The following is a 16,698-nucleotide window of genomic DNA, read 5'->3' on the forward strand; positions in this document are numbered from 1 at the left end:
CCAGGCGGCGGCCGACCCGTTCTAGACATCGGGCATGGGATGCACGACGATTTGGTCATGATGCTAAACCAACTGTCTTATGAATTGTTTCGCCGGTCGATCGACAACGCTGCGGGTCTGAACTGCCGTGTCGCATCCGTTGGCGGTGCCCAGATCCTAGACGCGGGGATCGATACCCGCGGTTCCTTGGCGGCCGGATTGGTGCTGGCGCGACTGTGTTTGGGGGATCACGCCAGCGTGAAGATCCACCCGGCGGACCCCGATCGGTTGGTGTCCGACAATTCAGTCCATGTTCAATGCGACCACACGTTGGCGGCATGTCTGGGATCCCAGTACGCGGGCTGGCCGATTCAGACCGACGACTTTTTTGCGATGGGCAGCGGCCCGATGCGGATGTTCCGTGGCCGGGAAGCGACGCTAAAAGAACTGGATCTTTCGGAAACCGGTGAACATGCGGTGGGTGTTCTGGAATCCGACAAACTGCCCACCGAGTCGGTCATCGCCATGATCGCGGAACAATGTGGTGTCCAGCCATCGGGAGTTTCGCTTGCCGTGGCGCCCAGCACCTCGATCGCTGGTTCAGTCCAGGTGGTGGCCCGCAGTATTGAAACCGCGATGCACAAGCTGCACGAATTGAAATTCGACGTCCGGACGATCGTGTCCGGTACCGGCAATTCACCCCTGCCGCCTCCGGCCAAGCCCGGTGACATGGTTGGCGGGATCGGTCGCACGAACGATGCGATGTTGTACGGCGCCAGCGTTACGTTGTGGGTGGATACCGATGACGAGGCGATCGAAGCGGTTGCCGAACATGTGCCCAGCCGCGGTTCGAAGGACTACGGCCGACCGTTTGCAGCCATCTTTCAAGACTATGAATACGACTTTTACAAAGTCGATCCCATGTTGTTCAGTCCGGCAGTGGTCACGATCCATAACCTGCGTACCGGACGAACTTGGATCCACGGGCAAATCGCTACCGATACTCTTCGCGAATCGTTCCTGTCATGATCAGCGATGCTGTGCCCCCGCAGGATAATAGCTCGGTAGACCGTCAGCCGGTTAAGCGTGAACAACGTCAACCAAACGATGGCCAACGCCGCCAGCGGTTTTTGGTGCTCGGTGGTGGCGAGGGGTGGCACGCCAATCAGTTGCGATCGGCGGCGGATGATCGAGGCTGCGAAATCGCGTTTGGGACTTACCCTAGTCTGTCTGCGTCGATTGGTCCGGCGGGTGGGACCACGATCGATTGCGACGCAGGTTCCTTGGCGACCTTTGACGCGATCCTGACCAGGACGATGCCGATGGGAACGATCGAAACGTTGACGTTTCGGTTGGCGACCTTGCATGGACTGTCCGATGCTGGGATCACCGCGGCGCTCGTCAATCCGGCTCGATCGCTGGAGATTGCGATCGACAAGTTTGCTACCTTGGCAAAGGTTGCCTCGCTAGGCTATCCGGTTCCCGAAACGGTGGTGGTCCAGTCGCGGTCCCAAGCGATTGATGCATTCCGGTCGTTGGGCGGGGACGTGGTGGTGAAGCCGATCTTTGGTGGTGAAGGCCGGGGGGTCATGCGAGTGCGTGATCCGGAGCTGGCTTGGTACACGTTTTCGACTTTGGAATCCCTGGGCGCGGTTGCCTACGTGCAAGCGTTCGTGCCGCCGGGCGGTCGCGACCGACGGTTGTTGGTGATCGGCGATCAGGTCTGGGGTTTTCGTCGGACCAACGAACGTGATTTTCGAACCAATGTTTCCGGTGGCGGCGAAACCCTGCCCTTCGATGTCAGCGACGAACAATCGACGTTGGCGAAACGAATTTGCCAATCGATCGGATTGAAATTCGCGTCGGTCGACTTGCTGGACTGCGAAGGCGGCCCGGATTGTGTCGTCGAGGTCAATGGGATTCCCGGTTGGAAGGGTGCCCAAGCGGTTTGCGAGACCAACTTGGCGGACCAAATCATTTCACTTCTTTGTCATCAAGCGGCGATCCGCCACGAGGTCGCTGCATAATGGCCACCCAAGTACCCGATGGAAATGTTGCTGCACGTTTACGAGTCGTTGCGGCGTTGATGCCCGGGGCGGTGGCGATCGCCCAGCCCGATGGTCCGCCGGTCCCTAACCAGGATCGGGCCTATGCGTTGACCACGTTCGGCTGCCTGGACGAAAGCAGCGAAGCGATCGCGAGAGGGCTGAATGCTTGGGGGCTGAAGCCAGGCATGCGTGTGGCCATGTTGGTCCCGTTTGGCGCCAGCTTCATTGAACTGACTTTTGCATTGTTGAAAGCGGGCGTCGTCGTGGTGCTCGTGGATCCTGGCATGGGCCGCAATCATTTGGTGCGTTGTCTATCCGAAGCCCAGCCGGACGGATTCATCGGAATCCCCAAAGCCCAAGCGATTCGAACCGTTCTGCGATCGAAGTTTCCCAACGCCAAGTGGAACGTGACTGTCGGACGACGTTGGTTTTGGGGAGGCAAGACGCTGGCCCAGATCAAGGCGATGGGCAATGCGGTCAAAGGTCCGGATCCACTGCCTCGAATCGAACGAAGCGATCCGGCTGCGGTCATCTTCACCACCGGAAGCACCGGTCCGCCCAAGGGTGTGCAGTACACGCACGGCACCTTCCACGCCCAGATCGACCGGATTCGCGAACGGTACGACATTCACCGCGGATCCCGTGATCTGGCTTGCTTCCCCTTGTTCGGATTGTTTGATGCCGTGATGGGCGTCACCACGATCATCCCCGACATGGACCCCACGCGGCCCGCCCAGGTGGACCCTCAACGTTTGGTCGAAGCGGCAACGCAGTGGGAAGTGGATCAGGCGTTCGGGTCGCCAGCGCTGTGGAACACCGTCGTGCGTTGGGCCGAAGCCAATGGTCACGGTCGCGTCTTCCCGACGTTGAAACGCGTTCTGTCCGCCGGGGCGCCGGTCCCGGCTGCGACGCTGGAAAAGCTGCGTGGATTGATCGATCCCGACGCGATGGTGGTCACCCCCTACGGCGCGACCGAGGCACTGCCGATCGCGTCGATCGAATCACGTGAAATCATCGCCGAAACCGGGCCGGCGTCAGCCAAGGGCAAGGGGGTTTGCGTTGGGACTCGGTTCGAAGGAGCCGAGTGGCGAGTGATCCAGATCGAAGATGGACCGATCAGCGATGTATCGCAAACCGTCGAAATGCCGCTGGGCAAGATCGGTGAATTGATGGTGAGCGGCCCGATGGTGACCACCCAGTATGTCGTGCGTCAGGACCAGAATGCGTTGCACAAGGTCGCGGACGGCGATCGAATCTGGCACCGGATGGGCGACGTCGGGTACCTGGATGGTCGCGATCGGTTTTGGTTTTGTGGTCGCAAGGCGCATCGTGTCACGATGGAAAAACGAACGCTGTTCACCATCCAGTGCGAAGCCATCTTCAATGCCCATCCGCGAGTCTATCGATCGGCCTTGGTGGGACGCGGCCAACGCCCCCATCAAACGCCGGTTGTCTTCGTCGAACTGTTTGCCGATGCCCAGCCTAAGAATGATGCCGATCGAAACGAGTTGCTGTCCGAGCTGAAAGAGTTGGCGGCACGCAATCCACTGACCCGGCGCATCGAGGAAGTCGTGATTCGCCAAGAACCGCTGCCGGTCGACATCCGACACAACAGCAAGATTTTTCGAGAACGTTTAGCCGACGAACTGAACTAGCGTTTCGATGACCGCAGGACGGGCCATTGAAATCGATCCAGCGTCTTCTCCTTGTCGGGGAAATTCGGATGCATCGGCTGTAATCTCTGGCAACGATACGAGAGAGAGAAACGATGGACTTTTGGGACAATCACTCGATCTGGTTCGTACTGTTTATGTTCATGTTTCCCAGGCTGACCATGCTGTTTGCCACCACGTTCGGCGGTGGTGTGCTGTATTGGATAGGCTGGCTGTTTGCGCCTCGGTTCACGGTCGCGGTCATTGCGACGATGCTGTACGGGGACACCAATATCGTGATGGTTGTCTTGGCATGGCTATGGGCACTGGGCGGCGAGACGACCGAGAAAACGGTGGTCAGCCGGCGGGCCAGTCGCCAATCTTAGTCTTCGCATTCGCCGCCGCGTTGATCGACGCTGTACAACGCCCCGATGGATTTCGATGAAATCGCCATGGATTTTGCCAAGCCGATGGCGGCCCATTCCAGCGGTTTGAATGCCACATAGGTTGCGTCCGCAAACCAAATGTTGGACCGACAGCGATGGGCTAGCGGTGGTCCAATGCGGTCATAGCAGCGTCGGATCGATGCGTGGGTGTTGGGCAGAGCGGTGGCGATCGCGAATTCGGCAAACTTCAGTCGCTGCATTTGCGGGTTGACTAAAATTTGGTCTCCGTGACGAGGTCGTGATGCGACCAGCCGACGGTGGCCACCGGCGGCGGCCGACGTGACATAGCAATTCGGAGCCGCGGTAGGCAACTTGGCGTACTCTTTCATCATGATGTCGGTCGCCAACACCCATGCAGCCCACCATGATCCGATCCAAGCGATCAGGAAACCCACGCCCAGCGGCGTCAAAGTTGACGGCAGGTTGCCGCCGGATGCCGCCCTTTCATGGCGTAGGTACAACGATGCGCGGATGAATGTGACCAGGCAAAGCACCGGAGATGCGGCGCTGCCGATGAACCAAAGTCCTAACAACAGTTCCATCGATTCGAACCCGGATCCAGTCCACTGAATCAACGCGATCAACAATGCGGCGATGGTCGTCAGAATCAAAAGATGGGCAATCGTGAACCGCCCGATCCGAGACAAAATGCTATTGAACGCGAAAACGGTCAGTGCCAAAACGGGCGCGGTAAGAGCGGCAAAAACGTACGTGAAGGGGCCGTTTGCGATTGTTGTCATGACAAGGAACTGAAACGACAACGCCACGCCGGCGTAGATGCACCACCGCAAGATCAGGAATCGAGAACTCGCGGGGCGGACGAGCCACAGGGTCAGGCATGCCATGCAGCATCCGACCAGCGGCAAAAACGGGCCATACCCAGGCCACGTCATCAACATCGCGACGTAGGCGTCAAGCTGGCCGGATTGCCACAGAGAGCTAATCGAGATTGGCGATGAAGCCGTCACGATGAACGCCGATATCGGAAATAGCACACCTGTGATCAGGAACTTGACGCGCAACTGTACCGATGCCGTTCGGGCGGGCGTGGAGGGCCCCGTGTCGGTGCGGGCTGCGACGATTAACAGGTCGTCCATGTCGTGACGTGAAAAATGGGGGTGGGAGGTGTCTTTGTCAGTGAAACATGAACCAGGGGTGGGGGCGTTCGGCGCCGATCCGGTATCGTCGCATATCGAATCGAGGTGACGCAGGCGAATTGAATGGATGCAGTGGACCTTGGCCGCGGCCGCCATTGCCAGGGGACGCAGGACGGCGTGCACAGATTCCGACTTCGCGATTTGTGTTCCGGGCGTTACATTTGTGCAAGTTCACCGCCGTTCACTGCATCCCTATCAAGCTTAGCCGACGTCAAAGTCATGCGTATCGTTCTTTGTTATCCGGTCAACCAAAATCACATCGCTGCGATCCAAGCGGCCGCACCGGAAGCCGAGGTGGTCGATGCCGGTCAGGACCGAATTGACGAACTGTTGCCAACCGCGGACATCTTTGTCGGGCACGCCAAGGTACCGGTGGATTGGGACCGCGTGTTGGCGGCCAAGCGTTTGAAATGGATCCAATCCTCCGCAGCCGGTCTGGATCACTGTTTGGTTCCCGGCGTGATCGATTCGGACATCATCGTCAGCAGCGCGTCCGGGTTGTTCGCCCCGCAGGTCGCCGAACAGACATTTGCATTGCTGTTCGGGCTGCTGCGCCGGTTGCCACTGTTCTTTCGCGCCGAAGCCAGCCGAGAATTTGTGCGATTGCCGACGGATGACTTGCGAGGCAAAACGGTAGGAATTGTTGGCCTGGGCGGAAACGGTCGGATGTTGGCCAAGATGCTGGCACCCTGGGATGTGCGGATCATCGCGACCGACTATTACCCGGTCGACAAGCCCGATGAAGTCGACGAGCTGTGGCCGGCAGAAGAACTGGATCGATTGCTAGGTGAAAGCGACATTGTGATTTTGGCACTGCCGTTGTTTTCCGAAACGCTGGGGCTGTTCGACCATCAACGAATCGCAAAGATGCGAAAGGGCAGCTATCTGATCAACGTGGCACGCGGTTCGGTCGTTGTCGAAGACGCCCTGGTTTCGGCGCTGAGGTCGGGACATTTAGCGGGCGCCGGTTTGGATGTGACCGAGGTGGAACCATTGGATCCCACCAGCCCGTTGTGGGACGACCCGAAGGTGATCATCACGCCACACGTCGGCGCCCAGTCGTCGCGCCGCGTGGATGACTCGACATCGCTGGTCTGCATCAACCTGCGTCGGTACTTAAGCGGTGAATTGCCATTGAACCGGGTCGACAAGAAACTGGGCTTTCCCCATCCGTCGGTGGTTTACCGCGGGGCGTCGCAGTGAAAATCCGTCCGATTAGCAGCAGCAACCGCAGTCATCGACTTCCCGACGGGGCGTGCGAGGCGGTGTTGGCAAACCGAGATGCGGTTGCCGGGCCGGTCCGATTGCCGCTTTCGCGGGCCAGCGACTTTGTGGACCAGTTCAATCGAATCTATGGACGATTGGGATTGAATTTGGCGATGACGCCTGCCGCTGATGCCGCTGATGCCGCTGATGCCGCTGCGGCGACGCAAGTGCTGCTAGAGAAGTTGTGGGAGCAGTCTGCGGATGGATCGGCAGACGTTTCTGAGAAGCCATGAAAAAATCCCCGCCAACTTTTCAGTTGACGGGGATTTTTGTGTTTAGCTTTAACGTGGCTCGTTCAAATGCTTACCGATAGAAAAGAGCAAGTGATCAAGCCAAGTGGATTAGAAGCCACAGCCACAGCTGGGTTCTGCACCGCAAGTAGGTCCGCAAGGAGCTGCGATTTCGCAACCACAAGCTGGTTCGATTGCACAGCCGCTATCGCAGCAGCTGTTTCCACGCTTGAACAAGCGTGACAGCAATCCCTTGACTTTGCTTCCGCAAGAAGGTCCGTCACAGCAAGGGTCAACCATTTCGCAGCCACAAGTTGGTGCAACAGCGATTTCGCAACCGCAAACAGGTTCGACTGCACAACCGCTGTCACAGCAGTTGTCATGACGATGGAACAGCTTTTTCAGCAGGCCCAGTTTCGGTGCACAACCCGAGTCACAGCAAGGGTCGACGACTTCGCAGCCACAGACAGGAGCAGCGACTTCGCAGCCACATGCAGGCTCGACGTCACAACAGCTGTCACAGCTGTTTCCGCACAATTTGTCAAACAGGCCGAACGCACTTGCGTTGACCGAGCTCGTGGCGACCAAAGCGACTGCGAGCAAAGCAGGAATGAATACACGACGCATCGTGATATCTCCATGGAGTTAGGTTTTGGAAGGATTTGCTGAGTCTAGGCCGCGGCACGCCCGTCCGGCTTTCTTGGCAGTTTCATCAGCTGTTCCCGACCAGACGTGGACGTAGGTCGGAAGTCGCTGATGAGCCAAAAAGGCCGATCGGCAAGTGGTGGCTTCTCAGCCCACCGCACCGAAGTGAATCGGTCGGTGTTCAAAGGTAGCTATCGGAGAGTCTTACCCAAGAACAATGGCGAACTCGATCCAATTCAATGAAGAGCAAAGATTGACGCGTTGGTCGCAATGCTTCTGCCACGTCGATCGGTCGTGTCGGTTGTAAGTCCCGCTCTGCAGAGTGGTTTGGTACGGCAAGCTTACCAAACCGCCAAGGCCAGCCAGGAGGGCGGGGATCAGGGACACCCCACGCAGGACTAGACGGTTCATCGTCAAAGTCGCCGCCGCAATTCTCTTTCGGCTGCGTTGTGGCACTCTCTGCCGATTGTCTCGATCATGACGGCGCGCGACAGAGGTGGATGCAACGATCGGTGGCCCGTCGAGACGCTCGGCGGGTGTTGGTCGCAGGGCACGGCGTAGGGCCAGTGGCCGCTGGGTGGATGGCCGTGTGGTAACGCAACTGGCGAAGGGCCATTGGACATGGGTGGATGGCCGAAAGTCTTGGCGACATTCGCGACGGCGTGGGGCGTTGTGGGGGAATCGTGGCTTGAATTCGACCAGGGCGGGGGGCACACTATCGGTCGGCGTTGGCCGCATCGTTGCTGGCCACGACTCGGTGTTGCTCGGAATCGGCAACCAGAAACTTGGCTCCGTCCAAAACTCGAATTCCATGCGGGCGTTTCAGCGGCGTTGTTGTCTTTGCCGCTTTGCCGCCTAGCACCGTTTCGATTTGGTCCGTTCGAAGGTCGATGCGGCGGACGGCGTGGTTCTCGGTATCCACGACCAGCAGCCTGCCGCGATCATCGATGTCCAATCCCTTGGGGCCGCTGAAGGTCGCGGTTTTGGGGGAACCGCCATCGCCGGAGTACCCTTTCTTTCCCGTCCCGGCCACATGGTGGATGGCTCCGGTTGCTCGATCGATTCGCCAGATGCTGTTTCCTTCCCGCAGTGCGACCCAGATCGACTTGTCATCGACGGCCAATGATCGGGGGCCGAACAGCGGCGATTCGCTTGCCTTCGCGCCGTCGGTTGGCAATTGCTTTTGGCCGTTGCCTGCGATGGTTTGCACGATGCCGCTGGTTAGATCGATACGGCGTAGTCTGTGATTAACCGTATCGGCCACGATTAGGCCGCCCGCATCATCCAGCACCACGCTGTGCGGTTGCCGAAAACGAACTCGATCCCCGGATTCGCCGTCACCGGCAAACCCCTCGGTCCCATCGCCGGCGATGGTTGTGATGATGCCGGACTCGGAATCGATTCGGCGTATGACGTGATTGCGAGTGTCCGCGATGTACAGGTTGCCGGCCGGATCACTGCGAACCTCGTGCGGCCAATTGAAGGTCGCGTCTAGCGCTGGTCCGTCGTCACCGCTGTATCCCTGTTGGCCGGTTCCGGCAACGCGGCTGATCATGGGGTGGTCCAATTGCCCGTGATAGACGCAGTGATCGTCGATCGTTGTGATCCAGTATCGATCGCCCCGGACTTCGATGCCGAAGGGATTGCCCAGCAACAGATCGTTCCGATTTTGAGTCATCGGGCCGTTGGTAGAGGCTGTGGGATCAAGTGATCCAGAGGGCTGGCCAGACGACAATGGGGTTCGTCCACAGCCTGCAAAGATTCCGTAGCGTTGTCTGCCCGAGTTTTCCCAGACCGCCGATGATTGACCGCCGGTGCTGGACTCCTGCGTCCCCACGGACTGTGCGCCCACGGAGTCTGGGCGTTGCGCTGGCAAGCGATCGGGCGGGGCGATGGCGAGGGCTAGCAGCGCCAATGCCGGAATCAGTGGTGTCCGCGTCATCATGATCGGGTTCTCCGAGAAAGGGGGAGACGCGATTATGAGTCGGTGGGCTCCCGTTTGGAATACGCGTGCATGACTTCGGGGCACGAAAGCAGCACATCCACGACATCAGCGGCCCATTGCTGTCCGCGACCACCCTGGAAGATCGCGACCACCTTGTCCAGCGGCATGCCGCTTCGGTACGGTCGGTCACTGGTCATGGCATCGAACGCATCGGCAACCGCCAACACTTGTGCGTCACGCGGAATGTTGGTGCCCACAAGCCCGTCGGGGTATCCCGTTCCATCCCACGATTCGTGGTGGTGGCGAACGGCCGGCAAAATCTTTCGGAACGGTCGAATGCCCTTCAGGATTTCGTAGCCCAACACGGGGTGCTGTTTGATCTGTTCAAATTCGTCTTCGGTCAACCGACCGGGTTTGCAAAGGACCGAATCCTGGACGCCGATCTTGCCGATGTCATGAAGGATGCCGGCCATTCGAATGCGGGCCACGCCGTCTTCGTCAAATCCAAGGCGTGTTGCTAGTTCGACGGACAGATCCGCGACTCGCGTGCTGTGACCCGACGTGTACGTGTCTTTCGCATCCAACGCCGATGCCAGCGATCCGATCATGCCTTCGAACATGTGCTGCAGCGCCATGAACTGACGTTGATTCACCAAGTGAACCCCCAGCATCATGGAGGTCGACTTCATCAAGTCGGCTTCGACTGTGCCGAATTCTTCGCTCTTGTACTCTCGGATCGCAATCATCCGGCCCAGCAATTGATTCTGTCCGTGGATCGGTACCACGATGAAACGCCAGGGTCCGGATTCGTCGACGACGACATGGTTGTTGACCATTACGGCTTGGTGAGAATCATTGTGGTAATGCTCGACACATTCAATCGCATGTCGGATGAAATCCGGTGAATGCAGTTGGCCGGTCGAGAACATTCGCGACCGAACGCCGGATTCTTCATCCCGTTCGATGTCGATCAGCAACGTGTTTGCAGTGATGCAGGGTGCCAGTTCATTCAGCAAGCAGTCGCAAAGCGTGGCCGGATCCTCGTCCAGTTTCAGCTGTTCGCTCAACTGGTGGATCAGCGAGAGTTCTTCGAATTTGATCGATAGCGCCTCAGTCAACCGTTCCATCTCGTCCGCCATCGTGTCCTCGGGCGACCGATTGTCGGGTGCGGGAGGCGATGGCATCGGCATCGGAATTGTTTTTGCGATGGGCATCCACGGTTTCACGCTCGCATTTGCGCTGGCGTCCGACGGTGATTGGGCGGCAGAACCCTGTGCCAATTGCGTCGTCTCGAATCCGTTGCGACCGGATTTTTCAGTGGTAGATGCAGGCGCAGCCGGATCGCGGTGGCTCGGATCTCGCTTGGCCGGGGCCGACCTTGTTGCAGGAGTTTGCGTCGGCAAGGCGATCGTCGGTGCGGACGATGACGAAGTCGCGTTCGCGGGGGTGACGGATGCAGATGACATAATCGGTGACGCGTGTTCTGGAAGGGAAGGTCGTGAAGTTGGTCAGCGACCTGCCCGTCGAATCGAACGGTCTTCGCTGATCAACGCCTTGCCCCAAGCGCGACATCCCCGTCGATGGGAACGGATCGATACTGAAGGTAAGACATGGGAAGCCTAGCTCGGTTCGTGTGGTCGAAATGATCGGAATTGCGCGAATGGCGTGGGGAACCGCCGGCCAGGCTGCCCAGCGGTGAACGTTATTCCGATTGCAACGTTTCTGACGCGTCCGATCGACTATCGGCTGCGATCACTGGCCAATGGACTGGAAAAACGCCAGCCATCCGATTCGAATTTTGGCCCCGTACTCCCGGCAAAACGGTTACGACCGTATCATGCACGGCTGTTTCTACGGACCCCTTTCCCGCGTTTTGCGAAGGCATGATCGGGGACAGCAGACCGAATGATCCGGATTCATCTCCGATCGTCCGGCGCCGCGATATCGACGACCCGCCGCACCCGCTGTCGCACTGACCTTTCAGCCCTCACAACTCGCTAGCGACTCGCAAGCAGAGCCAGACCATCCAATGACTGATTACCGTACCGAACGCGATTCGATGGGCGAAGTTCGTGTTCCTGCCGACGCGTTTTACGGGGCACAAACTCAACGAGCGGTTGAAAATTTTCCGATCAGCGGTTGGCGGTTGCCGCCGGCGATGGTTTCCGCGATGGGGATGGTCAAGTACGCCTGCGGAGTTGCGAACCGTGATCTGGGAAAACTGACCGGATCGGGCAAAAATCCGATGCTGGAGGGGCAGGTCGACGCGATGTTGCAGGCCGCAATGGAAGTTGCCGAGGGCAAATTGGCGGATCAGTTCCCGATTGACGTCTTCCAGACGGGCAGCGGAACTAGCAGCAACATGAATATCAATGAAGTGATCAGCAACCGTGCGATCGAAATCGTCGGTAGTGACCGAACGGCCAAGGAAAAGCCGATCCACCCCAATGATCACGTCAACATGGGACAGAGCACCAACGACACGTTCCCCACGGCGATTCATGTCGCGGCTGCGGTTCAGATCGAAACCAATCTGTTGCCAGCGCTGCGGCGGATGCATGCGTCGCTAGCCGAAAAGGCGAAACAGTGGGACAAGGTGATCAAGATCGGCCGGACCCATTTGATGGACGCCACCCCGCTAAGGCTTGGCCAAGAATTTGGTGGCTTTGCCCGCCAACTGGAACTGTCGATCGCCCGTGCCGAATCGGCCCGCGATGCCGTGCTGGAATTGCCCGTCGGTGGGACTGCCGTCGGCAGCGGTATCAATACTCATCCCGAATTTGGGGCACGTGTCGCCAAAGTCTTGGCCGATCAAACCGGCGTCGCCTTTATCGAAGCCGTGAATCACTTTGAAGCGAACGCCCAGCGTGACGCCTTGGTGCATTCGCACGGCGAACTGAAGTGCATCGCCCAGACGCTATTCAATGTGTCCAACAACATCCGTTGGCTAGGCAGCGGCCCGCGTTGCGGATTCTATGAAGTCAAGTTGCCGACTCGCCAACCCGGCAGTTCGATCATGCCCGGCAAGGTCAATCCCGTGATGTGCGAATCGATGATGCAATTGACCGCGCGAGTGATGGGCAACGACACCTGCATGACCGTCAGCGGCGCCAGCGGCGGGAACTTCCAATTGAACATCATGATGCCCGTGATGGCACATACGATTCTGGAATCCGTTCACCTGTTGGCACAGGGGACCAACGCGTTCGTCGAATTCTGTGTCGACGAAATGGAAGCGAACGTCGAAAGCTGTGAAGCGTCGGTCGAACAGAGCCTGTCGATGTGCACCAGTCTGAACGCGTTGATCGGGTATGACCAAGCGGCCAAACTTGCCAAAGAAGCGTTCGCGTCAGGGCAAACGATCCGCGAACTGTGCCGCGAAAAAGGCATCCTGCCGGAAGATACCCTGACCGATGCACTGGACCCCTGGAAGATGACCGAGCCGCAGGCGTAACTTGGCCGGCTGGTCTGGCACCGGCATGAACCCGATCGATCCGATCCCAGATCGAGCGCAACTGGATCGAACGCAACTGGATCGCATGCAACCGAAGCAACGAGCGATCAATCAGTGTTGCGTTTCAAGTCATCTCGCCCCCGCCGCGCTGCGGTTTGCGGGGGAGAGAGTTCGAGAGAGGGGGGGGGGACGAAAGAAGCGACGCTTGTTGGTCGCTCGTTGTTAAGAATTCCCCCATCGAAGGATGCCGGAATCGCAGGTTGGATGGGCCAAGGCTCTGCGGGCCTGCGGCGTCAAGCCATCGATCGCTGGACGATTCGTTGCCGGTACAGCCGATCGGCGATCTGGCGCAAATGGAATGGCATCCACACCTGATTGGTGTAAATGCCGTGTCCAAATAGTTTCCGGTTTCGGCCGGTTCGATCATCCGGGTAGTCGACCAACAGCGTTTTGCCGTCGATCGATCTTCGACGCCCGAGTCGCAGCCGGTCGATCAGTCCAGACCGGGCCGATTTGACTTCAAACATGTCACGCAGAATTCGATTGCGTCTGATGTCGGCCACCGATTCCAGAAGCCCGCTTCCCAGTGCTGGGAAATCGGTCCCGGCGATTCCAACGTGCTGTGCATAGTCACCGGCGGTTGCGGCGATGATGTCGTTGATCGATTGGGGCAGCACCGCCTTGGTTTCGTGTTCGGCGTCCAGAGATCGGTGTTGGACGAAATGCAAAATCCGGCCACATACCGTCGTGTTCCAGCGGTAGCGTAACGGGACCCCGAAAGTCGCCACGTCGATTGTGGGCAGGCGATCCAAGTCCAGTTCGACGAACCGGCGTTGATGTTCCTCGGTTCCCCATACGGTGTGAACGGGGTTGCCGACCGGGTCCGTTGCTGTGTCACCGATCGCATCGTTCGTCGTTTCATCAGCGATCCGATCGTTCCGCAGGATCGCTTGCGGATGGAAGGCTTGCTGGTAGAACGCTTGTCGTGCAGCCGGATCGGCCGCGATCAGCTGGGACAACATCGCCATGACGTTGCCGCCATGCGAATGAGCCAAGATGAGCGTTCGTCGGTCGGCGGCCGCCCGACTGTCGATCAATCGATCGAACAACTGCAGTGCGCCTTGGGCTCGGCCGAGGGTGTGGTTTTCGCCCGACCATCGAAGCCGCTCGACCACAATTGGAAGCCGTCGATGATCGTGACGTTTTGCGCGCAGGTTGCCGGCATCCGGTTCCATCGATCGAAAAGCACCCGCTTGCGAAGCACCGGCCCCGCGGAAACCCGGCGGTGCGGTTTCGGTTTTCCGGTTCAGCGCGATCGACATGGATCGGGCATACGCGTCGGTGAAATTCCCGACATCACCGATCACTTGATCGACCCATCGCTTTGCCAATTCCGACATCCAGGCGGCTGATCCGGGCGCGATCCGTGCTAGTCCTCGTATCATCCCCATCGCATCGTCGCCGGCGAAGGTACCGTGCAGTAAGAGCACGCGACCAACGCCTGCGTCACGCAAAGGATGGGCCGGGACATCGTCGTTCTCTGTCTCGCCCGCTTCAGGCGAAAGCAATTCGTAATCGCCTTCGGGTTCATCGGCCGCCAAGGTGTGCGACAAGAACGACACCTTGGACGCAGCGTTGTCCGACCCGCCTGTGGAACGCGGATTCATCGGGTTAGCTGACCAGTTGCAGACCGTCCAACAATGCAGTCGCCGCGTCGCTTTTGTTCAGCACGTAATAGTGGATGCCAGGGACATCGTTTTCGACCAAGTTGACGGTTTGCATTCGGGCGTGTTCGACACCGATGCGAAACTGCTCGTCAGCATCCTCGGTCGCGTCCATCGCCTTTTCCAGATCGTACGGGATCCTGGCTTTGCACATCGTTGCGATCCGCTGGGCCTGTTTGAAATTGGTGACCGGCAAGATGCCTGGCACGATCGGAACATTGATTCCAGCGGCGACACAGCGGTCACGAAAGCGGAAATAGTCGATGTTGTCGTAGAACAACTGCGTGATGATGATATCGGCTCCGGCATCGACCTTTCGCTTCAGATTTTCCAGGTCCGTTTTTGCATCGGGTGACTCTTGGTGCACTTCGGGGTAGCCCGCGACAGCAATGCCCAGGTTCGAAAACTTGCTGTGGATCAATTCCACCAATTCGTTGGCGTATCGCAGCCCACCTTCCACAGCGACGAATTCTTCGGTGCCTTTGGGGGGATCGCCGCGCAGTGCAACGATGTAGTCGGTGCCCTGGGCGGTGGCTTCGTTGAGGTACGATTCCAATTCTTCTACGGTGGAACCGACGCAGGTCAGGTGAGACGCAACCGGCAGGTTCGTGATCTCACGCACCTTGGCGAGCACCGATAGCGTGGTGCCACGAGTCGACCCGCCGGCACCGTAGGTGCATGTAAAGTAGCTGGGTTTGAACTCGCACAACCGGCGCACATTGTCGGCCAGCGATTCCAAGCCCTGAGCGGTCTTTGGCGGGAACAGTTCGAACGAGATTGCGCAGCGAGAATCTTTGTAATGCGAAATCAGACTCATCGGTTTACCTGTAGAAATGGATCTTATGGATTGGTTTTGGCGGCAGCGTATGCAGGCTGTGGCAGCGTGCGTGCAGCGAATGGCGTGGGTGCCCGAAATTCGACGGGGCAATTTGGCGGTTGATTTGCCGGTTGATTTGCCGGTTGATTTGGCGGTTGATTTGGCGGTTGATTTGCCGGTGCGTTTGCGGTGGACTTTCGATTTCAAGGAAATCGGAACGAAGGTCCCCGATGTCCGGCGCTGATTTGTCCGGCGCTGATTTGTCCGGTGTTCATTGTTCAGTGGCCCGTATTTGTTTTCCGAAACTGGGGGGGCGTTTTCAGAAAATGGCGTTCGTTTTTTAGAATAGACGAAAGGAAAGGCCATCTAGTCGTTGGATGGTCGTGCGGCACCGGGCCACATCGATTTGTCGGCCGATCCCTTCACGCTGACACCTTTGGCATTCCACCCCAGATACGCGGTCACATCGGCCGGACAGTAGCGAAGCGTCAGCCCGCAACGCCGGTTGGGGCTGCGGTTCGGGGCCGATCCGTGGACCAGCAGGTCGCTGTGGATCGAAATCTGGCCAGCCTGGATGGGCGTTTGGCGTAGGGTGCCATATTTTTCGGGATTCTTGACCGATTGATCCAGCACGTTTCCTGCTTCGCCATCACTGACTTCGAAATCGATCAGCCCATGTTGGTGGGACCCGTTGAAAACTTCCATGCACCCATTTTCCATCGTCGAATCGTCGATCGCCAACCAGACTGTGACCGCCTTGGTGGGGGTCAGCGGCCAGAAACTGCAGTCCTGATGCCAGTCGACACTTTTCCCGTCGCCAGGCATTTTGCAGAAAAAGTGGGCTCCCCAACCAATGACATCTTCGCCCAACAGATCACTGACGTAACCCACGATTCGGTCATTGGTCAGCATATCCCATACTCGGCCGTGCTTCAGGTGGGCGCTGCTGATCGAATAGCTGTCGCGTCCCTCGGCGATCGCCTGAGCCAACAGAGAGTCGAAATAGCTGCGGATATCGGAGATCGATTCGGGGTCGTAGACGTCCAGCGGCCCCAGATAGCCGTCTCGGTTCCAAGCTTCAATCTGGTCGCGTTCTAGGACCGCAGGAGTCTCATTTTTCGACGGGAAAAAACGAATGTCGCGTTCCACCGTCGCGATGGATTCTCGATCGGGAATGATGGCAAAGTCGTTCGTCGATTGCATCGGAGATCTCTTGCGTAAAACACATCATTTTCGGTAATAGTCAGCCAAACTGATTGTAGTCGTCGACAGCTAACGATGTCAGTACGACCAGTGACCCGAGTCAAATCGGTTGCGGTGACGAACACCGTTATC

The 16,698-nt window shown here is 58.3% G+C and carries 13 protein-coding genes; 7 read left to right on the top strand and 6 right to left on the bottom strand.

All coding sequences use genetic code 11. The features are described 5' to 3' along the window. Positions 1 to 57: 57 nt before the first annotated feature. The 4 genes from mch to K227x_RS12910 all read left to right on the top strand — a co-directional run bounded on the left by mch (position 58) and on the right by K227x_RS12910 (position 4,065). The gene (mch, locus tag K227x_RS12895) at positions 58 to 1,008 is read left to right on the top strand and encodes a methenyltetrahydromethanopterin cyclohydrolase (RefSeq protein ID WP_315854350.1); all 951 of its coding nucleotides are present in this window, start codon (positions 58 to 60) and stop codon (positions 1,006 to 1,008) included. Continuing rightward, entirely contained in the window at positions 1,005 to 2,006 is a 1,002-nt protein-coding gene (locus tag K227x_RS12900; RefSeq protein WP_145169987.1) for an ATP-grasp domain-containing protein, read from the top strand. Before mch ends, K227x_RS12900 begins: the two co-directional genes overlap by 4 nt. Beyond that, entirely contained in the window at positions 2,006 to 3,682 is a 1,677-nt protein-coding gene (locus tag K227x_RS12905) for a fatty acid CoA ligase family protein (RefSeq protein ID WP_145169989.1), read from the top strand. Before K227x_RS12900 ends, K227x_RS12905 begins: the two co-directional genes overlap by 1 nt. A 113-nt stretch (positions 3,683 to 3,795) precedes the next feature. After that, the gene (locus tag K227x_RS12910; protein WP_145169991.1) at positions 3,796 to 4,065 is read left to right on the top strand and encodes a hypothetical protein; all 270 of its coding nucleotides are present in this window, start codon (positions 3,796 to 3,798) and stop codon (positions 4,063 to 4,065) included. Here the strand turns inward: K227x_RS12910 and K227x_RS12915 are convergent. Further along, on the bottom strand, positions 4,062 to 5,222 hold the full coding sequence (locus tag K227x_RS12915; protein ID WP_145169993.1) for a DUF6688 family protein: 1,161 nt from the start codon (positions 5,220 to 5,222) through the stop codon (positions 4,062 to 4,064). The two genes, K227x_RS12910 and K227x_RS12915, sit on opposite strands and share 4 nt — an antisense overlap. 279 nt (positions 5,223 to 5,501) lie before the next feature. Between K227x_RS12915 and K227x_RS12920 the strand changes: the two genes are divergently transcribed. Continuing rightward, the gene (locus tag K227x_RS12920; RefSeq protein WP_145169994.1) at positions 5,502 to 6,485 is read left to right on the top strand and encodes a D-2-hydroxyacid dehydrogenase; all 984 of its coding nucleotides are present in this window, start codon (positions 5,502 to 5,504) and stop codon (positions 6,483 to 6,485) included. Then, positions 6,482 to 6,781 (top strand): hypothetical protein, encoded by a 300-nt coding sequence (locus tag K227x_RS12925; RefSeq protein ID WP_145169996.1) that lies wholly within the window; start codon positions 6,482 to 6,484, stop codon positions 6,779 to 6,781. The genes K227x_RS12920 and K227x_RS12925 overlap by 4 nt, the downstream gene beginning before the upstream one ends. A gap of 1,357 nt (positions 6,782 to 8,138) precedes the next feature. Here the strand turns inward: K227x_RS12925 and K227x_RS12935 are convergent. Further along, complete coding sequence (locus K227x_RS12935) at positions 8,139 to 9,368, bottom strand: NHL repeat-containing protein (RefSeq protein ID WP_145170000.1); 1,230 nt, start codon at positions 9,366 to 9,368, stop codon at positions 8,139 to 8,141. A gap of 32 nt (positions 9,369 to 9,400) precedes the next feature. After that, the gene (locus tag K227x_RS12940; RefSeq protein WP_246146773.1) at positions 9,401 to 10,552 is read right to left on the bottom strand and encodes an HD-GYP domain-containing protein; all 1,152 of its coding nucleotides are present in this window, start codon (positions 10,550 to 10,552) and stop codon (positions 9,401 to 9,403) included. A gap of 845 nt (positions 10,553 to 11,397) precedes the next feature. Between K227x_RS12940 and K227x_RS12945 the strand changes: the two genes are divergently transcribed. Continuing rightward, positions 11,398 to 12,822, top strand: a complete 1,425-nt coding sequence (locus K227x_RS12945; protein ID WP_145170004.1) for a class II fumarate hydratase — start codon at positions 11,398 to 11,400, stop codon at positions 12,820 to 12,822. Between the two features lie 293 nt (positions 12,823 to 13,115). Here K227x_RS12945 and K227x_RS12950 read toward each other — a convergent pair whose 3' ends face one another. The 3 genes from K227x_RS12950 to K227x_RS12960 form a co-directional block, all read right to left on the bottom strand. Beyond that, positions 13,116 to 14,489, bottom strand: a complete 1,374-nt coding sequence (locus K227x_RS12950) for a hypothetical protein (protein WP_145170005.1) — start codon at positions 14,487 to 14,489, stop codon at positions 13,116 to 13,118. 4 nt (positions 14,490 to 14,493) lie between these two features. After that, on the bottom strand, positions 14,494 to 15,363 hold the full coding sequence (gene metF / locus K227x_RS12955) for a methylenetetrahydrofolate reductase [NAD(P)H] (protein ID WP_145170007.1): 870 nt from the start codon (positions 15,361 to 15,363) through the stop codon (positions 14,494 to 14,496). A gap of 366 nt (positions 15,364 to 15,729) precedes the next feature. After that, a complete protein-coding gene (locus K227x_RS12960; protein WP_145170009.1) occupies positions 15,730 to 16,566 on the bottom strand; it encodes a phytanoyl-CoA dioxygenase family protein in 837 nt (278 codons plus the stop codon). Between the last annotated feature and the right edge of the window lie 132 nt (positions 16,567 to 16,698).

Origin of the sequence: Rubripirellula lacrimiformis, assembly GCF_007741535.1 — a bacterium.
GTDB classification, from domain to species: domain Bacteria; phylum Planctomycetota; class Planctomycetia; order Pirellulales; family Pirellulaceae; genus Rubripirellula; species Rubripirellula lacrimiformis.